The organism is Mucilaginibacter sp. A5337 (assembly GCF_059690695.1).
Genome location: NZ_JCAWEC010000003.1, coordinates 159587 through 182018 on the forward strand (window position 1 = coordinate 159587; position 22432 = coordinate 182018).

Genomic DNA, 22432 nt, shown 5'->3' on the forward strand with positions numbered 1-22432 from the left:
GTGTTTTTTAAAAAATGCTTTTACTGAACAGCAACATACATCATTTGTAACAGGAATGTATAAGATGCTATTTCAGAGGCGCAAAGTTAAGATTTCTATCCAATTATTTAAATAGTGTACCAAGTTTTTTAAAGGATAATTTCAACATTGTTAATTGTTTGCCTTTATTGCGCGAAAGTCAATACAATTTTGCCTGTATGAGTACTACTTTCCATCAGTTTATGAGCTTCTGCAGCTTCGCCGGCATCGAAAATTTTATACACTATGGGCTTGATTTTACCTGATGATAGCAAAGGCCATATTTTTTGTTCGAGATTTTGGGCGATAGCGGCTTTAAATGCAACCTCACGGCTCCTTAACATGGAGCCCGTAATGATGAGCCTTTTGGCCATGACTTTAGCCAGGTCAAGCTGCACTTCGCGGCCATTCATGGCGTTGATCATCACCAGCCTGCCTTCAACAGCCAACGAATCGATATTGCCGGGTATATAGTCGCCGCCAATCATATCCAGGATCACATTAACGCCAATGCTATGGGTAAGCGATTTGATCGCGTCTTTAAAATCAGTTGTTTTATAGTTGATGGCCTTGTCGGCGCCAAGCTGCTCGCAGAAGCCGCATTTTTCATCAGAACCGGCTGTTACATAAACGGTACTGCCCAAAGCTTTGGCCATTTGAATAGCCGTTACACCAATACCGCTTGATCCGCCATGTATCAGCAGCGATTGACCGGGTTGCAGATTGCCACGATCAAACACATTGCTCCACACTGTAAAAAATGTTTCGGGCAGTGAAGCCGCCTCGGTGAAGCTAAGGTTGGCAGGTACGGGGAGACATTGGCCTTCGGGTGCTTTGCAATATTCGGCATAACCGCCGCCAGTAACCAGCGCGCAAACCTTATCGCCAGGTTTCCATTGGATAACAGCGTCACCTACTTCGACAATTATGCCGGCTACTTCCAGTCCGGGGATATCTGCAGGGGCGCTGGCAGGTGGCGGATAATTCCCCTTGCGCTGAAACACATCGGGGCGGTTAACACCGGCCGCCATTACTTTAATCAGTACTTCATCGGCTCCGTATTGAGGCTTTGGCCTTTCGGCCAATTGCAAAACTTCCGGGCCACCGGGTTGGGTTATTACTATTGCTTTCATAGGTATGACGTTGAAAGCTAAGTTAAGATGAAAATGTCATGTAAGGAAAAGCCTCTGCGTATTGGCTTCAGATTAAAACTAATTGTATAAATTTATATCATCCTAAATATCAATTTAATTATTGTGGAGCCCCGTAAACTTATAACCTCGCTTGGCGTAATACTGACAACTATTACCGGTATAATTTTATTTTTTACGGAGTTTGATAAAATCAAGGCATTCTTTTTTCCTGCCGGGATAACTATCAGCGTTCCGTTATATGTGTTTTCGTTATTAGGCATTGGTTTGCTGGTGTTTTATAGTGTTTATATTTTTTATTTCAAAGAAGTTACCAGTCACAAGAAAACTAAAACAGAACTGGAAAATGTGAAAGCATTATTATTAGATTCTGAAAGGATGCGTTTGATAGACTTTGTGACCGGTATTGCCAATCAGGAGAAGTTTAAAATAGATATTCAAAACAGACCCAAAGAGTTATTTCATCTAATACTGATTGATTTAGACGGTTTTGGTGAGATAAATAAAAAACAAGGGTTTCAAAAAGGCGATGAAGTGATCAGGACGATTGCCCAGGAGTTGTTTGGCAGGATGAGAAGGGACGAGGAGATCTACAAGCGGGATTATAAACTTGAAAATAATTTCATGAAACGCATCTACCGAAAATACACAGGTGGAGATGAGTTTATTTTTCTGATAAAAGGCCCCCAGTATGAGGCAGTCGGTTTTTTAGCGAGGATCCAAAAGCAGCTGGAAGAACTGAACGCTGAATCTCCTGTTTTTTCAAATTACAAAATTACTTTTCACGGTGCTATCGTACCGTTATATCCATCAGATACCTTTGAACAGGCTTATGATAAGTTGCAAAGAGGATTTGTGCAGGCAGCTGAAGAAAGTAATGGGCTACGGGTTTATTGGGATAAAACAGAAGAAGATACATTTTTGAAATATAAATCCTTATATGATAACGCAAGAAGGATTTTTAAGATCCAATGATCTGAAGATAAAGGCTACTTATACCGTTGCTAAAGGCACAAGTAGCGATTGCCCTCCATTCCCGCCCTTCATACTTGCGTCGGTCGAGGGTTTGTTTTAGAATGCGGACGGTAAGTAATACGCTTTTAAAATCAACAGTAAATACGAGGCACCTACGGAGCCTAAAGGTTTTCGATTTATTTTCTATAAACACGGTACCTCTCTGGGGTATTCGGCGTTAAATTAAAACTCCGTTAGGAGTACCGTGTTTATAGCAACTTATAAAGTAACTTTTTGGCTCCGTAGGTACCTCATGTTTAAAAGTGCTATATGTTAACAGAAATTACAAGCCAATCACCGGCATAGTAGCTCCCAACCTCTAATCGCTAACCCGCAAACTCTCAACCGGATTAGCCGCTGCAGCCCTGAAAGATTGTAGACTGATAGTAACAAACGCGATAACCACAGCCCCCGCGCCTGCTAATATCACCACCCACCATTGTATATCTTGCCGGTAAGCAAAACCCTGCAGCCATTTGTTCATAGTTAACCAGGCCAATGGCGCTGCAATTAAAAATGACATAGTCACTAACCTCACAAAGTCTTTCGATAACATGGTTACAATAGCCGCTATGCTTGCACCCAATACCTTGCGAATGCCTATCTCCCGGTTACGTTGCTCGGCGGCATAAGCGGCAAGGCCAAATAAACCAAGGCAGGCAATAGCTATAGCTAAGCCCGTAAAAATGATAAATAGTTGCCCCATGCGTTGCTCGGTGCGGTACAGGGCATCAAAATCGGCGTCCATGAACGAATATTCAAAATGCTCATTTGGGGCGATGGTTTTCCAGGTTTTCTCTATTCCGGTCATCAGGATGGGCAGGTTATAGGTATTTATGCGGATGCTTAAACGCGCCAGCCAATCGTTGTCGAGCACCATTACCAGCGGGGTGACATTATCGCGCAACGAACTAAAGTTGAAATCCTTTACTACGCCTATCACATGATATTTTTTTAGGTCCTTAGCAATGCCCGTGTTGATGGTTTTGCCAATGGCATCATTGCCATAACCAAATACTTTTGCCGCTGTTTCATTGATAACCATCGCTGTTGAATCGGTCCTGAACTCCCCGGAAAAACCGCGGCCATTCTTCATTTGCATACCCATGGTGCCGATGTAATCTTCATCAATTTTCCAGAATTGGGTAGACTGGCCCTCTTTTCCACTGGGCGACACATAGTTTAACACTTTGTTATTGGCTGTTGGTAAAAAGCTGGTAAGCGTAGCGTTAATAACACCGGGTAGCTTTTTAATCTCCTGTTTCAACAGTTCGGGGTGTTCAAGCGTATTAACGTTGTTGAGGATAAGTACCTGGTTTCGGTTAAAGCCGAGGTTCTTATTTTGAATATAGTTGAGTTGGTTATAGATCACCAAAGTGCCTATCACCAAAAAAATAGAAATGGAAAACTGGAAAACCACCAGCGTGCTCCGGAATGTACCACCTTTAAAGCCTGTTGAGATCTTCCCTTTTAAAACATTAATGGGTTGAAATGCCGAAAGGAAAAATGCGGGATAGGAGCCTGCCAAAACACCCACTATAACAACAATGCTTAATAATGCAGGCAATAGCCAGGTTGCAGTTTGCGCATTTATGACTAATTGTTTGTTTGAAAGATGATTGAATAAAGGTAGCAGGGCCCACGCGGCAAACACCGCAATAACGGCAGCTACGAAAGTTACGATCAATGACTCGGCAAGGAACTGGAAAATAAGATGCTTGCGCGATGAGCCTAATACCTTGCGTACCCCAACTTCGCGTGCTCGACTGGCCGAGCGGGCTGTGGACAAGTTCATGAAATTAATACAGGCCAGTAATAAAATAAATATAGCCACCGCCGAAAAAATATAAACATACTGGCTGTTGCCATTAGCCCCCAACTCCATTACCCGGTTTGATTTAAGGTGGATATCTGTTACCGGCATCAGGCTAAGTTTGAAGTAGTTGCCGCCGGACCTGAACTTGCTGTAATTCATAGTGCTTGAACCTTTAAGTCCCTCTTGCATTTCTGCATTGAGTTTTGATTCGAGGCTGGCAATGTTTGTGTTGGGTTTAACCAGCACATAAGTGGCAAAGGCGGTTAGCCTGTTCCATGGAGCATCGTTGTTAACCGGACTGGCTGCCAGTAAAAAGTTGGCCCTGAAATGCGATTGTACCGGCATATCTTTCATGACGCCGGTTATTTTGAGTGATGTACCGCTTGTTACTAAAAACAAAGTTTGCCCAATCACATTGCTGCGGTTAAAATATTTTTTAGCCATCGACTCAGCGATCACTATCGTGTTAGGTTCCTTTAAAGCCGTTTTGGCATCGCCGGAGAGTAGGGGGAGGGTAAATACATCAAAAATATTGGGTTCGCTGTAAAATGTCGTGCCATCTTCGCGTACAATTTCGTCGCCTTTTTTAAAGCGGATGTTTAATGCCGGTGTTACACGTACGGCTGTTTCAACTTCGGGGCATTCTGTTTTTAAAACATTGGCAACCGGAATAGCTGTTATGGCATATTCAGTAAGCGTTCCGCTAAATTTTAGGTCGGTATTAACTCGGTAGATCCTTTTGTGTTTGACATTATATTGATCGTAACTCAATTCATCTGTCACATAAAATGTAATGAGCAGGCAAATGGCCAACCCTAATGCTAAACCTATAATATTAATAAAAGTAAAGCCTTTGTTTTTTAATAAGCTTCGCAGCGCGGTTTTAAAGTAGTTCCTGAACATAGCATAAAAGGTTTATGTTATAAAGATATAACTAAGTTTTTAGTTAATCGATAATAATAACTAATTTTTTAGTTTTTGTGTTATTTGATCGGCCTTTTATATAAAGCAGGCATTCATTTAAACATCTTAATGTTAAAAAAGGAGGTGTGCTTATTTAACTCATTTTATTTTCATTCATTTGCTTAAAACAAACAACACCATATGTCATTACAGATCGGCCAGCCGGCTCCTCAGTTTATTTTGATTTCATCTGCCTTAAAAAGCGTTTCACTGGCCGATTTTAAAGGCCGCAAAGTAGTTATCCACTTTTTTCCTCTGGCTTTTACGGGCGTTTGTACCACGCAGCTTTGCACCATGCGCGACAGCTTTGGGTATTATGACGGCCTAAACGCTACCATATTGGGCATTTCTGTCGATTCGCCTTTTACTTTAGCTAAATTTAAAGAGGAGAACAATTATCAGTTTGATTTGCTTTCTGATTTTAACAAGGAAGTATCTACAGCTTATGGCGCTATTTATGACCAATTTGTTATGGGACTTAAAGGTGTAGCCAAGCGCGCGGCCTTCGTAATTGACGAAGAGCAGAATGTCATTTACGCCGAGGTGCTTGAAGATGCAGGTCAGTTACCTGACTTTAAAGCTATTGCAGAAATTGTAAAATAATTTTGAATAAAAATTTGCAGCGGGTTATTTAAATCCTATCTTTGCATTCCATTTCGGAACAGGCACTCGTAGCTCAATTGGATAGAGCATCTGACTACGGATCAGAAGGTTAGGGGTTCGACTCCCTTCGAGTGCACAAACGCACTGCAATTACAGGGTTTTTCTGCCCAAGGTGCACAAAACTAACTGATAAGCCTTTCTGTTGTATTACCGAAAGGCTTTTAATTTATCAAGAGCATGCTAAATCTGGTTTTGTTTGGCCCTCCCGGTGCCGGGAAAGGTACTCAGTCGAAAAAACTTATTGAGAAATACGATTTGATCCATCTTTCAACTGGGGATTTATTACGCGGCGAAATTGCTCAAGGTACAGAATTGGGTTTGGAAGCCAAAAAACTGATGGACGACGGAAAACTTGTTCCGGATGCCGTAGTTATTGGCATGATCAGCAATAAGCTTGACGCTAACAAGGATGCCAAAGGTTTTATTTTTGATGGTTTCCCGCGCACTGTTGCACAGGCAGAGGCTTTGGATAAGTTATTGGAATCAAAGCAATCGGCAATTTCAGGCATGACAGCGCTTGAGGTTAACGATGACGAGCTTGAGCGCCGTCTGTTGGATAGGGGGAAAGAATCTGGCAGGGCAGATGATGCTAATCCCGAGGTTATCCGCAAACGCATTAAAGAATACAATGATAAAACTGCTCCTGTAGCCGGTTTTTATCAAAATCAAAATAAATTTAAAAACATTAACGGCGTAGGTTCGGTAGATGACATCTTCGGTGCTTTAGTTGATGTTATAGAAGAGTATAATAAATAGTCGTTCGGAAGTCTTTAGTCCGAAAGTCGGTAAAGTCCGCAGGTTGGGAACATTAATATTCTTAACTTTCGGACTTTACTAACTTTCGGACTTTCCGTCTAAATAAAAAAATTATGTCGCAGGGTTCCAATTTTGTTGATTATGTAAAAATCTGTTGCCGTTCGGGCCACGGAGGTGCCGGTTCTGCCCATTTGCACCGTGATATATTAACTTCAAAAGGTGGTCCTGATGGTGGTGATGGCGGCAGGGGAGGCCATGTTATTGTAAAAGGTAACGCCCAGCTATGGACAATGCTTCACCTAAAATATCGAAAACACGTTATTGCAGGCGATGGTGATTCGGGCGGCAGCTCATTACGTACTGGCAAAACCGGTCGCGATGAAATTTTGGAAGTACCCCTTGGTACAACCGTAAAAAATGCCGAAACCGGAGAAGTACTTTTCGAAATCACTCAGGACGGCGAAACAAAGATCCTTACTCCGGGTGGCCGTGGCGGACTGGGAAACTGGCATTTTAAAACATCAACCCAACAAACACCGCGTTTTGCGCAGCCCGGAGAAGACGGCCGTGAAGACTGGAATATTCTCGAACTTAAAGTATTGGCTGATGTTGGTTTGGTAGGGTTCCCTAACGCGGGTAAATCAACCCTGCTTTCGGTAGTGTCGGCTGCAAAACCCGAAATTGCTGATTACGCATTCACTACACTGGTGCCTAACTTAGGCATCGTATCATATCGCGGCGGGCGTTCATTTGTAATGGCCGATATCCCGGGTATTATCGAAGGTGCATCGCAGGGTAAGGGCTTAGGGCTTCGGTTTTTAAGGCATATCGAGCGTAACTCAGTGTTACTGTTTATGGTACCTGCTGATACGTCGCGCAGCATAAAAGAAGAATACGAAATATTATTACGTGAGCTGGAAGAATACAATCCCGAACTGATGCACAAGCCGCGTGTGCTGGCAATTACTAAAACTGACATGCTTGACGACGAGCTGCAGGCCGAAATGAAAAAGGAGATCCCGGATGGAATCCCCTCTATATTTATATCGTCTGTAGCCCAGAAAAATATCGATCAGCTAAAAGACCTGCTCTGGAAAGAGATCAATGCGAGCGTGGTTTAAAGCACTTTAACGAATAAGAATTGTCATTTCGATGGGGTTACCAAGGTGAAAGCATCGGGGCGAAAGAGAAATCTTGTACGCCATGCAATCACGATGCATGTTTAGAGCAGGGTGTATAAGATTGCTCCCTCACGCTACCCTCATTCCCTGCACTTGTTTGTCGAAATGACAGTTTTTTTTCAAGATATGGCATGCTTTGCTCGTTGTTGGTGTTGTCACCATAGGTGTTCGGAAGATTAAAAAAAGCAGAGAATTGTGCGACACCCTCCCTTGGGAGGGTGTAGGGAGGGGTTTATGCGCTATTTTAAGCGAATAAACCCCTCCCTGCCACTACACAACTCTGCCGCACCCCTCCCTAAGGAGGGAATTAAAAAATCTTCCGAGCACCAACAATGGCGAGGAACTGTGCTTTTACCTTCACCTACTTCGCCTCCCACAAAATAAACTGGTTGCTCAGCATCGTCATTTTAAAACCCTTATAACCCGGAAAACATTTACGCATGATGGTTGATTTTGGGCCGATATAATCGGAAGGTAAAACTATATACAGCGGACCGGCGTGGCCTTTATATACATAATCGTCAAAATCAATTGCTACGTCGGGGCCGATGGCTTCAACTGTTATCGTACGGTTATGTTCAATCTCCAGGCTCAGATCTGGACTTGTAACTACAAAAATCGCGTTGGTATTTTGCCTGTCCAGGTTGCGGATATAGTTTAACGATGGCTGATCAATAAATAACTGTGCTATCCCCGAATAGCCGTGTGCGCTCGTGTTTTTATTTTGAAAATAGCTTGGTACAAAATATTTATAGCTTGAGTAGGCAATAACGAAGCACACAAAATAAAACAGGTATTTGTAACCGGTTTGCAGGCCGCTTATCAAATAAATGATGCCCGGGGCAATGATGAGCCCAATGAGCCTTAAATGCCTTGCCTCGTATGAGATATTAGCCTGCCTCAAAAACGATTGCCCGAAAAACAACACCATTACCACATAAAAAACCAGCAGCAGCAGTACGTAATTTTTGTAGGGAACTTTTTTTACGATAAACCAGATGAGTAAAATACTTAATATGGCACAAATAAGTACAATTACTACGCCCCAAAAATAGGTAAACATAGGAGGGTCATCATGAAACAACAGGCCGTTGGTTAAGTCATCTATCGAAAAAGCTGTCAATATCGGCGATGCCAGCGGAAAACCGAAAGTTTCCCAGGCCAGTTTTATGCTGCCATGCACGGTTGATGGATTACCTCCTTTAGAAAGATAAAAATGACTGATGGTAAGTAGTGAAAGTATTGCCGGAATACCTATCCATAAGCCATTTTTTATCCAGCCGGAGATAGCCTTTGTACCTAATGAAAGCCGGAACCACAAAAAACAGCAGCCGGCGGCAAGCATCCACAAAAAGGATGATTTACAGATAAAACCAATGATACCGGCAACAGAAATGAATACCGCCAGTTTCCAATTAACTTTTTCGAACGCCATACAGCCGCATAAAAACCAGCCGGTATAGCCAAAAAGCAATACTTCGCCGCCATTGTAAAATACATAAGGCGTAAAAAACGAGAGCTGAATGATGATGAACAGTACACTTAAAACCGAGATCATTGGCGTAAACCCGGCCTTTTTAAAGAAATAGTAAAATCCGAAAATGCCTGATAACGAAAATAGCAGCGTTACTATAGAAGAGGCCTGCCCTGTATTAACGCCAAAAATCAGTTTGAAAAAGTAAGGCACCAGGTATTGTCCCGGCGACCACCATGCCAAGAATTCAGAGGTATTTTTGCTGATATCATTCTGGTCGGGTTTTACGACGATGTTGAACGCCGAGCCCAACTCCATAGAGCGCATTACCTGGAATCCTTTGCTCGGGTCGGGATAAATGGCCGCAGGGGCTATGATCAGCATAATACCCATAATGAAAACAATCCCGCTCATAACCAATAAGATGATTTGATGGGTTTGTAGTTTTTGTTTTAGCATAGTGTTACTTTAAGCAGATGATGTAAATTTTTAACTGATCTCCCGTTCCCGGATCTTTACTGCAGGATTACCCTGGTAAATGCCATAGGCTTCCATATTTTTTGTAGCAATGGAACCGCTGGTTAATACCGCATGTGAAGCGGCTGTTATGCCGGGGGTAACCATTGCCCCTGCGCAAATCCATACCCCATCTTCCAAAATTATGCCTTTGGTGATCAAATCAAACGATGTTTTTTTGTAATTGTGACTGCCCGTTAACAACACCGCCCCCTGCGACAGGCACACGTGTGCGCCTATTTGGATCAGCACCAGGCTATCTATCCATACGTTTTCGCCTATCCAGCTTTCGTTGCCTATATGCAGGTTCCATGGATATTTGATGTTTACACAAGGCTTAATTGTTACATTTTTACCGATCCTTGCGCCAAACAGCCTCAAAAAAAATACTTTAAACGCGCTTGATGGTAAAATGCTTGTTTTTAAAAACAGCGCATTAAAGTAGTACCATAAAATGCACTTCAATGCGTTGCCGCCCGGATTATAAGGATGATTGTTGTAAGTAGAAAGATCAGTTTTGGGCATCGGTACCGGCAAGCTTATCGTTACGTTTAATCCAAATATAAAGGCTAAACGCAATAATGATGTAAAGTATAATATTGAAAATGGTGTGATGGTCAATGATCCGGTTGGCCTTTTTTGACCAAAAGATAGCCAGTAAAACAAAACGCATCACGTTTAAAAGTTGGATGACTAAAATCCCCGAAACGAGGAATACCAATTTTGATCGGAGCGGAGATGGATAGGCCAGCACAAAAGCCGAAAAGAAGCTGATCAATCCTAATCCCAGGCAGCTATAAACTACGGCCAGTGTCCCCTTGCCTGCAACCAATAATTCGGAGTTGTTATCAATTGCGGCATAGCCAAGCCATTTCAGGATCATTACACTACAATCTAATAAAATCTGTCGCAAAGCTGCTATGTAGTTTAGATGCTCGGCTAAAAATGGACTGTAATTTCCGCCGGGACTGGTAATGCCAAAAAAGAAAATATTAAAATTGTAGAAAATGGTAAATAACAATATGAACAACAGCATAAACCGTGTTGCCGGATTATTAAAAAAAGCAGGGCGCTTCATTATTTTTTACTCTCCTTTCGTAACTCATAAATTTTAGCATCGATCAAAAACCTGAACCAAAAACCCTGTAAAAAATGGAATACCAGCCCGGTTTTTCCATCTAAAAAACCAAGCTTTATAAAATATCTTATCGTGAAATAAATTACAGGCCTTACAAATAAGGGAAACGCTTCGTACCTTTTTTTCATGTATCGGCGGCGTTCCATCGGGTTACCAAATAAGCGCGGATGTACCAATTTGCCCTTATCGTCAACTAAAGGAGCGTTTTGCTGCTCAACAAGATACTGTGCTTCCAGCGTTGCCCAATGGTTGTGACGTGCAATGAAACTGGTAAGCGAATCGGTTATCACATCAATAATATCTGTTTTTAGTATCTGTGTGTTGCCGGTAACCTTAAAATGCTGGTCGTACAGTTTTTCCTCGCAGCGCCCGAAACCCTGCCTGAACAGGTTGGCATGATAAGTAGGGTAGTGACCGCCATGTTTTATCCATTTCCCCATAAACATCGTACGCCTGCTGATGAGGAAACCGTTGATTTCCGAATCTACAGGCTTGCTGAAAATATCATTCAACTGTGCTGCAAGTTCAGGTGTTACCCGGTGATCGGCATCAAGATTAAGGACCCAGGCACCTGCTAAAGGGAGATTATCCAGTGCCCAGTTACGCTGTGCCGCATAATTTTCAAACGGATGGGTGAAAATATTTTGAGTATACAGCCTGCAAATATCCAAAGTGTTATCGGTTGAGCCGGAATCAACAATGTAAATATTACCCTTAAGCGCAGTTGCACTTTGCAGGCAGTCGCCGATGTTTTTTGCTTCGTCAAAAGTTAAAATAATAATGTCCAGGTTTTCGCTCACTTGAGTTTGGCTTTAATGATCATCGTCATCCAAAAATAAGGAAACCTGCCGCAGCCCCTGAATGCAGTTACTTCAAACCCATGTTCGTTAAGAATTTGCGTAAGCGTTTTAACCGACCAGAATTTAATATGCCCGCCCTGCCACAAAGGGCTGATATGGTTATCCCATTTATTTAAGATGCTTAAAAACAAATTTTTTAAATAGCCATGATAGGGCGTGGATACGATAAGCTCTCCTTTTGATTCGCTTAAAACATCCCGGCAAAGGCGTATAAAGGCATAAGGGTCATACAGATGCTCAATAACCTCGGTTGATATAATGGTATTAAAAGTATGATCTTTCAATGGCGCCGGCAAACCTTCAACGGAAAGGTCATGAACAAAAAACCTGCCGGGGTTTATTTTTTCGGCAATGGCTATGCCGGGTTTAGATGCATCAATACCGTAAGCGTTAAATCCCCGGGCCAACAAATAATTTACCAGGTGCCCATTACCGCAGCCAAGATCAAGAATACTACTGTTAACATCTTTATTTAATAAGGACATCAGCGGCTTCTCGAGCTCTTTAAATACATGGCAGGGACTTGCGTCGGGATAATCGTAGTCTTTATAAGCGCTCATGCAGTTGTTATTTGCAGGTACATATTTTTTATTATCGCAGCTGTTTTATGATCATTAGTGATGGGCTAAGGATTACTTTAAACCTCTTTTAAAATCTTAGAATTTACTAATATTCTGTGAATAAGCAGCATGCTTATATAGCTCCAGAAAACGGTGTTGAACAAAAACTCGAAGCTGATGCCCCGCCACATGATCTGAAAGAGTCCCGAAAATATAAGCGCTGTTCCTAATATATATCCTCCAAATAGTTTTTCGGCTTTAACGGCTATGAGTTGCGCAATGGCGCCATATCCAAAAAGGAAGATAAAGATCCCTAAATCACCACCCGAAAGATAAGCATCAACTATATAAGCTGGTTTGGCCGATACGGAAGAATTACGGTTAACTACGCCGGCATCGTAAACCCGCTGCATGATCAGGTCTTCGGTAATAGGCTTAGAGGGCCATAGTATTCGCGGTACTAATGCAATGGCCGATTGTTTAACGAGATCCAGTCCATAAAAATCAACATTTTTAGGCGTCGACTGTACAAAGCGGGTAAACATATCAATTTCGCTTAAGCGATAAACTAAAAAATCCCAGTTAGTTTCTTTAACATCTTCGTCATCTACATTTAATGCAGCATCAAGGGCCAGTTGTGAGGCCTGGTCACTATTGGTATCACCATTCCAGGCATTGGCGCGGTAAATATGGTTATAGGTTGGCAATACCGTAAATAATAAAAAAATGGCGGGTACGAAAGTGATGGTTACCAGTTTTTTATAGGTGGGGTATAAAAAGATTCCTAAAACAAGTATGCTGATGATAATAGGTTCTTTAAACCCGGAAGTGAGGGCCTGGTAAAAGTTAAAGGCATATAGTAAAAAACAGATGAGCGTATTGCCTGCTTTTTTTAATGGTATGGCGAAGGCCAACGCCAACGTGCCGGCAATAAAGCTTAATGAGCTAAACTGGTAATAAAATTGTGAAAACCCGGGAACTTTAAGAAACAGCAATGAGAGCGGAAAGCTGATAATGGCCGACATCATGAGCAGGTTTGCCAATTTTTCTGTTTCGATGTGGTATTTTTTGACTACCGGATAGTTCATGAAAATAAGTACACCCATTACAAAAGAAGCATGTCCAAGGCAGTAATAGCGCTGACATTGGGCAATTAATCCCAATGTATCTTTATCATTTAAGGTATGAATAAACACGTGCTTAAAATTTTCATAGCCGAGGGTATTCATAAAATAGAAGATGGATGTACTGCACATGTACCCCGCAAAAATTATCTGGATGATAAATAAAGGCCTCATCAATTGTTCGGCAATGGGGCGATCATTGGGGATTGGGCGTACCCAGCCGGTAAGTGTGATAAGGAATATAAAAAATGAGCCCCCCCATGCCACAAAATAGGATAACACGCTATCGCTTTTACATGCCAGCGCCAGCAGCCATGGTATAAACAACACAATATACCGCTCTATTGATTTGCTTTGCTGCATTTATTAATTAATATCGTGTTATTGACAAATTGCCCTTGGTTTTTAGTCTGAAGTTATAAGCTCTAAGTAAAAAGTCAGAAATCTGACTTGCGACTTCCGGCTTAATACTATAGGCCTAACACTAATTGTTCTATCGCTTCAACCTGTTTGCCAAAGCTCCATCCTTCGATAATTTCCCCAGACTGCTGTCCCATTGTAAATAAAGCAGTTTTATTATACAGAAGCAATGTTTTTAGTTTGCTTTTTAAATCGGTAAGGTCGCCGGCATTAAAGATCAGGCCGTTTTTATGATCCTTTACCAAATCGGTGCCCGCACCAACTTTGTTTGATATAAGTATGGCCTTACCGCAGGCCATAGCTTCGTTTACGGCCAATCCCCAGGTTTCACCGGGCCCTTTTGAAGGGAGGCAAAAAATATCGCAGGCCTGGTAAACCACCGGCATATCAAGCTGGTTTTGAAAATCAATAAAGTGTACGTTTTTATGCCGGCTGGCCTTGTTTTTGAGTTCTATCTCTAAAATTCCGTTCCCCGCAAACAGCAGGTGGGTATCCGGTAAGTTTACATCAGCAAAGGCTTCAAGCAGTAATAACGGGGCTTTTTTACTTTCAAACTTACCGGCAAAAAGCAGGAGCTTTTCATCATCTTCTATCCCCAACTGATTGCGCAGTGCCTGTGCCTCATGTGTTCTGCCGGTAGCAAATCGATCATTATCTACTGCATGCGGCGCAAAAAACAATTGTGTTTCTTTTAACCCGCATTTCTTAAAATATGCCCTATTATTTGAACCGGTGTACAGCGCGTAATCAACGTTTCGGTAAACCCACTTTAAAAACAAGCTTCGCAATAATGATTTAATCCCGCCGGTATCGTCAAGTAAAGTTGAATCGCCCCGGAAAATGACAGGGACTTTGCCTTTAAAATGTTTAAGGGTTTTGAGGTGACTTTTATAAAACCAGCCGTACACCAATACTGCATCAGGCTGCCATATGTTTATTTGATTAATAAGATCAGGATTGTCGATCCCTTTTGAGTGATGTGAGCCAGGATCGGCCGAAATATTTTTTACCCATTGATAAGGATAACCCTCAAGCAGCGGAAGGTCCCAGCTGATATTTTTGCCGAAGCCGGGATCAAACTTTTGCATGGCACCCTCGCCCCAGGTATAGAATACCATGATACTTATTTTTTGCTGTTGCTGCAACAGCTTAAATACCGGGGCGTAGTACTGTATAGGGTGGGTGATAACAATGGCTAATTTCTTCATTTAAATAGTTTCGCCCATTATTTTGCCAAGATTGCTTTCAGAATAAAACTTCATTTATTTAACGGTCTGCACAAATGACTTTATCAAATAAGCGGCACTGTGCCAGTGTCATTTCCTGCGCTGAATATTCTTTTACAGCATCAGTATTATATTCAACCGGTTTTAAACCGCCCTGAATTAGCTGATTGAAAAATGTGAATACATTTTCATTAGTAATATTATCGTAGCTGTAAACATGTTCTACACCATACTGCTGCATAATGGGTATTGCAGAGCTTGCAGCATTAAATACAGCTAACACAGTTTTTTTTGTGAGCAGGTACGGGAATATTTTTGATGCTGTATACTTTGGATCGTCAGATCCCGGGATAAACAGTGCATCTGCTTGTTGAAGCGTAAGCAGTGTTTGATAGTAGCTGATCCTGTCGGTAATTTCAACAACATGGTCCGCAATACCATATTGTTTGGCCAAAGGTTGTATTGTTGCTATTCCCTGCCCGGCGGGGGCATAACTGGTACCGATGAAGTAAAGTTTTATTTTAATGTATTGCTCTTTGTCTTTCTTTAATCCGGTTTGCAATGCTTCAAACACCGGGCTTATGGCTTTGTGCATATCCTTACCCCCGCGACCTATATATACCACATTAACAGAGCTCTCATCAAGCAAATTGGGAAAAAGCTTTTCATTGTCTTTTGCTATTTGCAAATCTGGTTCAAAAGCCCCGAAGGTTATGGTTGCCGCCGGGATATTCTGAATTACAGGATAACGTGATTTAAGCTCGTCGATATAGGCAGATGATACGCTGATCAGTCCAGCTACATTTTTTACCGCTATGGGCTCCAGGTATTTGTTTAAGCGATAGGCAAACCAATATTTAGGGGGCTGTTCGTTTTTTGGCTTATTGATATAATAATCGGAATGCCAGGGGTCCTGCATGTCAATAACATAGGGAACCCCGAAACGCTTTTTCCAGTAAGCCCCCAAAATACAAACCGGGAATTGTGTGGTTGAAAAATAAATGAGGTCAAACTTGTTATTCTTCAGCAAGCGGTTAACCGTTTTACGGTAATACCATAATGAGCGGATAGCAATACTACCCAGCCCTACTTTTGAAGTCAATTTCTTGCTTAAAGCTTTTACTTTGTGAATTTTAATACCCGAAGGCAGGCTTTGCAGCAATAGCTCATCTTTGGCCTGGTCGGCATATTGTTCGTCAATGGTTACCACCTCTGGATCCCAGCCACAGGCTGCAAAATAAGGAAGGCTCATTCTTACGCGCTGCATATCCGCCGCATTTACAGGTGGGAAGTATGGCGAAATAATGAGGAGCTTTTTATTCAAGTGTTATAGATTTTGAACCAGGTTTAAAAATACCCTGCTTTCAGTTTCCCAGTTTAAGGTTGTTTGCCCTAATTGGTAGTTTTGAAGGCGTGTTTGATATAAAACATCCGGATTCTCAATATAAAAACTGATAGAATCCGTTAGTGATTGCAAATTGTGTTTTTGATATAATTTTCCGGTAGCCGGATATTGTTCCATAAACAGTTTTTGTGCCTGTGTATCGCTTGCTATCATGGCAAGGCCGCATTGTACATAAGTAAAGATCTTGTTGGTGAGGCAGATATCCCTGTTTAAAGGCACCCCTGTTTCGGTAGCCATGCCGATATCAAAGCGGCTCGCAAAACTGAAGATCTCATCAGCAGCAATAGGTTCATGGAACTGAAGTTGATCCGCGTTTAATTTAAGCTCATCGCCAAGGTTTAACAATGCCAATCTGTTGTTTTCACTGCAATTGCCCAGCAGATGTAATTGTACATTACCTTTAGTAGCTGCCATTGCTTTGATAATATCTTCCAATCCTCTTTCCGGGCCTATCGTTTGCGAAAACCAAAACAGTTTTAATGGCTCATTGGCTTTATAGTTTTGGACGATATTCAACGTTGTTTTAGGGAACACATTGTTTATAACGACAGGGCTTAAGTAACCGTATTCGTGTTTGTAATATTGGGCTATGAGCAGGCTTGCCGCCGTAAAATAATCAACCCGGCTAAAATATTTTTCTTCAATGTATTTATTGAGGCGATAGCTTTCGTCATGAGTTGAAGTAAACTGGCCCGAATGCATATCCTCTGCATCGTAACCAACTTTGGCACCATTGCGTTTTGCTGCTAATACTGCAGCTGGCAGTGCGCCGAGGTTATGGGCTATGTAGAGGTCTGTTTTTATTTTTTTTGCGATAGCCAAGGCTTCAATATGGCTACGGCTGATGGCGTTTTCCGGGATGCCGAAATTTCGGGTATATTTAAATAGCAGCGTACTTAGCTTTTGGCGGATACGCGTTTTAAAATAACTTGCCTTTTTCACAACCGGATCTCCGCCACAATAAATATACATGCCAGGATACTTTTCTGTTAAAGTCTTATCGGCTTTTTGTGCCCATTGCTGGTAAAAGCAACAGATAACTTTAACGCTATAACCAAGCTTATGCAATATTTCGGCCTCTTTAACCAGGCGCGGATTGGTAGTAGGCTGACCGGTAGTTATGAAAGTAACGTTCTTCAATTTTTACGCGTTGCCAGTTGGTATAACTCCTCGTATTGTTTGGCCAGCACCCCGGCGCTGAATTTTTGTTCGGCCACCTGCCGGCAGGCTGCCCTGTTGATGCTATCAATATGGTTAATTGCCTTTATCATATCGACCTCCGTATCGCATACAAAACCGTTTAATCCGTTGGTTACTACCTCCGGAACAGCGCCACGTTTAAAACCGATAACGGGCGTGCCGCAGGCCAGTGCCTCGGCCATTACAATGCCAAAGGGCTCATCCCAGGTTACAGGCATCAGGAAGGCTTTTGAATTACGGAGCAATTGGTTTTTTTGGCTATTGTTAACCGGGCCTATGTATTTGATCTGTTCGCCATCTATATAAGGTTTTACCTGTTCATCAAAATATTGTTGATGTTTTGGCTCGTTAGGTATGTTACCTGCTATTACCAGTTTTTGATTAGTTTTTTTTGCTGCATGTATGGCAATAGCTGTTCCTTTTTCGTGCTGGATCCGGCCTAAAAAAGTAAGAGGCGCATCAGGGGCAACATCGGCATTGAAATCGTAATCGTTGATGTCAACCCCGTTATAAATAGTGGTTACATCGGCAAAAGCAGTTATTTGATTGGCTATGTAGTTGCTGCAGGCGGTAAACCTGAGTGAATGTTTATAAGCAATGCTAACTGCTTTTTTAACCTGCGATAGGGTAGGTGGCAACTGGTATGACACTATTTTGGGAATCCGGCTTAACATGAGTAAAGCAATATTGTTCATGCGGCCGAAAGTGTGCACAATATCAAAATGCTGAAAAGCAATTTTTGAAGTAAGCCGGTTGATCTTCACCAGATCTTTTATCCCATAATGCGTGGATTCGCGGAAACCAACGAGTTTGCAGCCCGGCTGCGAATGTTCATTGGCATATAGGGTAACATCGTGCCCGTTTTTTTTAAGCTCCTGGATCAGCATAAAAACAATGCGTTCAATACCACCGTATTGCTCGGGAGGTACAGGGATCAGCGGATTTACGATAATGGCTATTTTCAAAGGTTTAAGATAGGTTTGTTATGTACGTTTATTTGTCAAAAATAGCCCTCTTTATTTTTTTTAACGATGAAGAGATGGCGTGATCGTTCAATGCCCTTTGCTGCCCGTTGATCCTTAGCTTATCCCTTTTTTCTTTGTTGCTGAGCAGTTCAGTTGCTTTTTGCACCAGTTCATCAATAGTGCGGTAAACGTTAATTTCCTGTTCTGTATCGTAAAGCTCATCAATGCCTTGGCAATATTCGGTAAGGTAGCAGGCGCCAAGCATCGGGGCTTCTATATCACGCAACCGGGAATAGGTTAGCGGATTGTTGTGGGGACGTTTAAACGTTGGTACCCGGTTAATCCCCAGGGTAACCATACTGCTTTGGGTGATGTTGATATACTCATCAAAATCAGGGCTTGCAAATATATGATCGCCGTTAATCGGGATAACGGGGAGTTTGTTTAATTGCTGTTGAACTTTGATGGACAATCCTGAAAGTCCATGCTGTTTTGTAAAATTAACCTGATTAATGAGCTTTTGATAGGCAGAACCCGGTACAAATGGTGGGGGTGTGTCATTCGTTAACCAGCCTGCACCGCGAATGCTTAGCGGAAGGCCTTTTTGAATGGCCTGCGCTAAGAGATTTTCCCGCAATATGTCTTTTGAGCCAATAAATGATATGCCAGGTTGTTCATGGACCGGAATATGCTGCCTTAATTGGGGCTCTACCCACATAGGCATTGGCAGGTTGATATGCTTTACCCCAGCTTTCTTGTACATAGTTAAAGCCTCAAATTCAGGAACCCAAATCAAATCAAAGATCCTGAACTTTGCCGGTGCCGTTTTAAACTCCCTGATGTTATCGCAATAAAAATTAACACAGGGGATTCCCATTTTCCTGATCTGTTCTATAGCATCCACTTGTATTTGCTTCGGATACAGGTAAGCTAAAAAAATATCGATGTTTTGCCGGTTGGCTTTAATATAATTGATGGTTGCCTGCCAACTCTGTTCCTGCCAGTTTTGCAAAGCAGCCGAACCTTCATCGTATACCAAACCTTCGGCCCAATCAACCTCCGGTACTTCAATATAGCTCATGCCAGCCTCCTCAATACCATTTTTAATATAATGTTGCCAAAAGCGGTAGGAGGGCACGGGATGGGGCTTGCTTACTTTATCCTGTAAAAATGAAAGCAGTATGCGCATGGATATATTATCTGCCAAAGAAGGCTTTAAATTTTTGTGTTAATTTCCAGCCTATGAACCGATTTAGCACTTTGGTGTAGCCGCCCGCCGGGAACTGTGCTTTTGAGCCGCCTAACTCATCAATGCGCTGTTGGGCCTTGTTCATAATATCGGGATGGTGGGGATAATACGCATAAACAAAATTTTGCAAACAATCGGCAACGGCGGTTCTTACCCTTGCGCTATTTTCATACTGCAGCATGTATGTTGTACCTTTATAAATAGATGTAAATGCCGATTCAATCCCCCGCCTGGACGTTAATGCAGACAGCGAATTGCTGATACCACTCCGGTAATACAAAACAGCATTTTGGGCGAAGCGAATTTTGTTTGCATGCAATAACACGCGTGTAATAAATTCAAAATCATTTACAAGGCTTAACCGCTCATCCCATAAACCCGATTGTTCAAGTATAGCCCTTGGAATTAGCCATAAGGCACATTGCATCATTGCCTGTTTGCCATCCATAGATGATACCAGCCAGTCGATAGGTTTGCAGTCCTGACCGATGAACTCTTCGTTCAGTTTAAAAGTATTGATATCGTCATTATAAAAACGGCCCCAGGCAGCGGAGGCCACCACATCCTCACAATCACCAATGCGGTTAACCTGTTCGGCGATATAACCGGGTGAGATCATATCGTCGGCATCCATAAATTTGATAAGCCGTCCTTTTGAAAGATTAAAGGCTTTATTTGCGGCTGCGCACTGACCGCTGTTTTCCTGCTGATGAATGCTGATACGCGGATCGGCAAACTGTTTAAGTACTATGGAAGTATCATCAGTAGATCCGTCATTAATAATGATGAGCTCCCAGTTGGTATAGGTTTGCTCAAGTACTGAACGAAGAGCCTCAGCAATATATTTGCCCGCGTTATAGGCGGGCATGCAAATAGATACTAACGGGTTACTTTTTTCCACTCGGTAGTAAAATAGGGCAGTTTAGCTTTGAAAATATAATGGCGTACGATGTTTTGACTTTTAAAGCCGGGTTTATTATCGTAAAAGATGCTGTATAATTTATCATCAAGTGCTTCAGCGTTTTGCTGATACAGCACGTAGCTCATCAATGTTTGTTCAACCTGTGCCGGCCCCGCATGGGGGTAGTGCTGCAACAGCAGTTTAGCTTTTTCTTCAAGGTTGGCATAATCAATTTTATCATTGTCATAAGCTATGATGCCGCCGTTAACGCTTTTGATACAGTTGATGCCATGTTTATCCCTGAGTATACCCTCGTTATCGACAAAATATGAACTTGCCAGTTGCTCCTTCATATAAACGGCTGTTTTTTGTTGATATGCCTCCAGTATTTGATCGGGTTTACCAAAAAAGATCATGTCGCTATCCATATGGATTGCCCATGAGAGTGAGGTATGAATATCTATCAACCGGCGAAAAAAGGGGTGCCAGTTACGCAAAAACCTTAATGTTGGAAAATGATGCCTTGGTAAAACAAGGTCGAGATGTTGTAACACCTGCTGCTCGGATATGGCTTCAATGCCTGGCAATACCCGGTTTACAAAACCGATATGCTCATCGGTAAGTGTTCCGTCTGAATATAGCCTGATCCCTAACCGGCCATCCAGGTGACGAGCCAATGTATAAGCACAAAAAATAGTTTGGTGCCAGTATTTTGCCCCTGTCAGGAAGTTTACTTCAAGGGTTTTATCTGTTGAAAGCTTAACCGGCGGCAACTTCAGTGCTGCCTTTTTCATTTGCTGTTCGCCTCGTTGCATGTTTAGCCAGCCCTTCAACCCGAAATGGCTGATATGGTACCTTGCCGAAAAGGTGGGTTTAAAAAAGTATTTGTATGCTATTTTACCTAAGGTCACGAGCTATAAAAAATGTTTCCAGGTGTGTTTAAAGTAACCTTCTTTTGAAAGGTCGACATAATGATGGAGTATGCCTGTTTTGTTTTTGATCAGATCCGGGCCTGGGTTAACAATATAATCTTCGGCTTTCAAAACTGTGGCATCGGCGTTCCCTATAAGCATGGCCGAAAGCGCCTGCTCTAAATAGTAAGAAGTACCTTCCTGCTCTTCGAGTGTTTTAACCCAATTTTCAAGTTTGTCCCAATCGATATCATTGCTTTTTAAACCAATAGCGCCTACATTAAGTAATGGTTTTATAGCTGAAGCTGCCAGTTGCTCCATGAGTTGTTGCGAGTAACCATAGGCTTCGGTACAATCAACCATGTGCAGGGGGCGCTGCGGATGATTGAGCCAATTGATCAGATCTATAGGTTCACGCCAAAAAAGCATATCCGAATCCAGCACCAGTTTCCATGCGTCGCCGGGAATGGTGTGTACATCGGTTAGTTTTTTGATATGAGGATAAACCGCTCTTTTTTTATGAAGATAGGGATAGCGTGCTTCGGGCAAAGCATTTTGAAGGTTTTCGCTGATCCTGTCCTGTGTAATAACCTGTGCGCCGGGTAGCTGTCTTTCTACTCTCTTAAGTAGTTCGGCATTAAAACTGCCGTCGTCAACCAGGATGAATTTAAATTTTGCCGAGGATGATTTAATTAATGACTGGATGCAATAAAGCGTTTGATACAGGTAGTTTCTACCCGTTAAAAAGTAAACCAGCAATCCATCGGCATATGAAATTACTGGCGGCAATTCAACCGAGTGCTGTTCCATTTCCCTGCGCCCGTTCATCATGCTGCGGTAGTTAAGATAACCGCCAAAACGCCTGAACTTTTGCAGTTGTGAACGCGGGTTACGATATAAAAAATTAATAAGCGATTGCAT

The 22432-nt window shown here is 42.2% G+C and carries 20 protein-coding genes and 1 tRNA gene; 5 read left to right on the plus strand and 16 right to left on the minus strand.

Annotated elements, in window-relative coordinates; genetic code table 11:
* Window positions 1-164 precede the first annotated feature (164 nt).
* Window positions 165-1151 carry an NAD(P)H-quinone oxidoreductase gene (locus AC59JO_RS10580; RefSeq protein WP_413666180.1) on the minus strand — a complete coding sequence of 329 codons (987 nt, stop codon included), beginning with the start codon at window positions 1149-1151 and terminating at the stop codon, window positions 165-167.
* A gap of 123 nt (window positions 1152-1274) precedes the next feature.
* On the opposite strand from AC59JO_RS10580, the gene AC59JO_RS10585 reads away from it, so the two are divergent.
* Window positions 1275-2144 carry a GGDEF domain-containing protein gene (locus AC59JO_RS10585; RefSeq protein ID WP_497305215.1) on the plus strand — a complete coding sequence of 290 codons (870 nt, stop codon included), beginning with the start codon at window positions 1275-1277 and terminating at the stop codon, window positions 2142-2144.
* A gap of 358 nt (window positions 2145-2502) precedes the next feature.
* Here AC59JO_RS10585 and AC59JO_RS10590 read toward each other — a convergent pair whose 3' ends face one another.
* Window positions 2503-4902, minus strand: a complete 2400-nt coding sequence (locus AC59JO_RS10590) for an ABC transporter permease (protein ID WP_497305217.1) — start codon at window positions 4900-4902, stop codon at window positions 2503-2505.
* A gap of 201 nt (window positions 4903-5103) precedes the next feature.
* Here AC59JO_RS10590 and AC59JO_RS10595 point away from each other — a divergent pair, with 201 nt between their 5' ends.
* From AC59JO_RS10595 to obgE, 4 genes are all read left to right on the plus strand, one after another.
* Complete coding sequence (locus AC59JO_RS10595) at window positions 5104-5565, plus strand: redoxin domain-containing protein (protein WP_497305219.1); 462 nt, start codon at window positions 5104-5106, stop codon at window positions 5563-5565.
* A 62-nt stretch (window positions 5566-5627) separates the two neighbouring features.
* Window positions 5628-5701: transfer RNA gene (locus AC59JO_RS10600), tRNA-Arg, on the plus strand.
* A gap of 101 nt (window positions 5702-5802) precedes the next feature.
* Window positions 5803-6381, plus strand: coding sequence for an adenylate kinase (locus tag AC59JO_RS10605; RefSeq protein WP_413666184.1), 579 nt, complete (start codon window positions 5803-5805; stop codon window positions 6379-6381).
* Between the two features lie 113 nt (window positions 6382-6494).
* A complete protein-coding gene (gene obgE / locus AC59JO_RS10610) occupies window positions 6495-7502 on the plus strand; it encodes a GTPase ObgE (RefSeq protein ID WP_413666185.1) in 1008 nt (335 codons plus the stop codon).
* A 421-nt stretch (window positions 7503-7923) separates the two neighbouring features.
* Here the strand turns inward: obgE and AC59JO_RS10615 are convergent, their stop codons facing one another.
* From AC59JO_RS10615 to AC59JO_RS10680, 14 genes are all read right to left on the minus strand, one after another.
* Window positions 7924-9495: a hypothetical protein gene (locus tag AC59JO_RS10615; RefSeq protein WP_497305222.1), complete on the minus strand. Its 1572-nt coding sequence runs from the start codon at window positions 9493-9495 to the stop codon at window positions 7924-7926.
* Between the two features lie 30 nt (window positions 9496-9525).
* Window positions 9526-10077: a WcaF family extracellular polysaccharide biosynthesis acetyltransferase gene (locus AC59JO_RS10620; protein ID WP_497305224.1), complete on the minus strand. Its 552-nt coding sequence runs from the start codon at window positions 10075-10077 to the stop codon at window positions 9526-9528.
* Window positions 10064-10630 (minus strand): exosortase Y, encoded by a 567-nt coding sequence (gene xrtY / locus AC59JO_RS10625; RefSeq protein ID WP_497305226.1) that lies wholly within the window; start codon window positions 10628-10630, stop codon window positions 10064-10066. Before xrtY ends, AC59JO_RS10620 begins: the two co-directional genes overlap by 14 nt.
* On the minus strand, window positions 10630-11490 hold the full coding sequence (locus AC59JO_RS10630) for a glycosyltransferase family 2 protein (RefSeq protein WP_497305228.1): 861 nt from the start codon (window positions 11488-11490) through the stop codon (window positions 10630-10632). The genes xrtY and AC59JO_RS10630 overlap by 1 nt, the downstream gene beginning before the upstream one ends.
* A complete protein-coding gene (locus AC59JO_RS10635; RefSeq protein WP_413666190.1) occupies window positions 11487-12110 on the minus strand; it encodes a class I SAM-dependent methyltransferase in 624 nt (207 codons plus the stop codon). The genes AC59JO_RS10630 and AC59JO_RS10635 overlap by 4 nt, the downstream gene beginning before the upstream one ends.
* 77 nt (window positions 12111-12187) lie before the next feature.
* Window positions 12188-13597, minus strand: a complete 1410-nt coding sequence (locus tag AC59JO_RS10640) for an exosortase Y-associated Wzy-like protein (protein ID WP_497305230.1) — start codon at window positions 13595-13597, stop codon at window positions 12188-12190.
* A 107-nt stretch (window positions 13598-13704) separates the two neighbouring features.
* Window positions 13705-14862, minus strand: coding sequence for a glycosyltransferase family 4 protein (locus AC59JO_RS10645; RefSeq protein WP_497305232.1), 1158 nt, complete (start codon window positions 14860-14862; stop codon window positions 13705-13707).
* Window positions 14863-14920: 58 nt separating this feature from the next.
* Window positions 14921-16204 carry a glycosyltransferase gene (locus AC59JO_RS10650; protein WP_413666193.1) on the minus strand — a complete coding sequence of 428 codons (1284 nt, stop codon included), beginning with the start codon at window positions 16202-16204 and terminating at the stop codon, window positions 14921-14923.
* A 3-nt stretch (window positions 16205-16207) separates the two neighbouring features.
* Window positions 16208-17425: a glycosyltransferase family protein gene (locus tag AC59JO_RS10655; protein ID WP_497305234.1), complete on the minus strand. Its 1218-nt coding sequence runs from the start codon at window positions 17423-17425 to the stop codon at window positions 16208-16210.
* Window positions 17422-18450 (minus strand): glycosyltransferase family 4 protein, encoded by a 1029-nt coding sequence (locus AC59JO_RS10660; RefSeq protein WP_413666195.1) that lies wholly within the window; start codon window positions 18448-18450, stop codon window positions 17422-17424. The genes AC59JO_RS10655 and AC59JO_RS10660 overlap by 4 nt, the downstream gene beginning before the upstream one ends.
* A gap of 28 nt (window positions 18451-18478) precedes the next feature.
* Window positions 18479-19657: a glycosyltransferase family protein gene (locus AC59JO_RS10665; protein ID WP_497305236.1), complete on the minus strand. Its 1179-nt coding sequence runs from the start codon at window positions 19655-19657 to the stop codon at window positions 18479-18481.
* Window positions 19647-20567: a glycosyltransferase family 2 protein gene (locus AC59JO_RS10670; protein ID WP_497305238.1), complete on the minus strand. Its 921-nt coding sequence runs from the start codon at window positions 20565-20567 to the stop codon at window positions 19647-19649. Before AC59JO_RS10670 ends, AC59JO_RS10665 begins: the two co-directional genes overlap by 11 nt.
* Before the next feature lie 11 nt (window positions 20568-20578).
* Entirely contained in the window at window positions 20579-21511 is a 933-nt protein-coding gene (locus tag AC59JO_RS10675; protein WP_497305239.1) for a hypothetical protein, read from the minus strand.
* A gap of 3 nt (window positions 21512-21514) precedes the next feature.
* Complete coding sequence (locus AC59JO_RS10680; RefSeq protein ID WP_497305241.1) at window positions 21515-22432, minus strand: hypothetical protein; 918 nt, start codon at window positions 22430-22432, stop codon at window positions 21515-21517.

Bases quoted from the DNA above. Each gene is read 5' to 3' on its own strand.
- AC59JO_RS10670 (WP_497305238.1), bottom strand. From the start codon at position 20,567: ATGCCCGCCTATAACGCGGGCAAATATATTGCTGAGGCTCTTCGTTCA.
- obgE (WP_413666185.1), top strand. From the start codon at position 6,495: ATGTCGCAGGGTTCCAATTTTGTTGATTATGTAAAAATCTGTTGCCGT.
- AC59JO_RS10635 (WP_413666190.1), bottom strand. From the start codon at position 12,110: ATGAGCGCTTATAAAGACTACGATTATCCCGACGCAAGTCCCTGCCAT.
- AC59JO_RS10615 (WP_497305222.1), bottom strand. From the start codon at position 9,495: ATGCTAAAACAAAAACTACAAACCCATCAAATCATCTTATTGGTTATG.
- AC59JO_RS10680 (WP_497305241.1), bottom strand. From the start codon at position 22,432: ATGCAATCGCTTATTAATTTTTTATATCGTAACCCGCGTTCACAACTG.
- AC59JO_RS10590 (WP_497305217.1), bottom strand. From the start codon at position 4,902: ATGTTCAGGAACTACTTTAAAACCGCGCTGCGAAGCTTATTAAAAAAC.
- AC59JO_RS10595 (WP_497305219.1), top strand. From the start codon at position 5,104: ATGTCATTACAGATCGGCCAGCCGGCTCCTCAGTTTATTTTGATTTCA.
- AC59JO_RS10645 (WP_497305232.1), bottom strand. From the start codon at position 14,862: ATGAAGAAATTAGCCATTGTTATCACCCACCCTATACAGTACTACGCC.
- AC59JO_RS10580 (WP_413666180.1), bottom strand. From the start codon at position 1,151: ATGAAAGCAATAGTAATAACCCAACCCGGTGGCCCGGAAGTTTTGCAA.
- AC59JO_RS10605 (WP_413666184.1), top strand. From the start codon at position 5,803: ATGCTAAATCTGGTTTTGTTTGGCCCTCCCGGTGCCGGGAAAGGTACT.
- AC59JO_RS10640 (WP_497305230.1), bottom strand. From the start codon at position 13,597: ATGCAGCAAAGCAAATCAATAGAGCGGTATATTGTGTTGTTTATACCA.
- xrtY (WP_497305226.1), bottom strand. From the start codon at position 10,630: ATGAAGCGCCCTGCTTTTTTTAATAATCCGGCAACACGGTTTATGCTG.
- AC59JO_RS10620 (WP_497305224.1), bottom strand. From the start codon at position 10,077: ATGCCCAAAACTGATCTTTCTACTTACAACAATCATCCTTATAATCCG.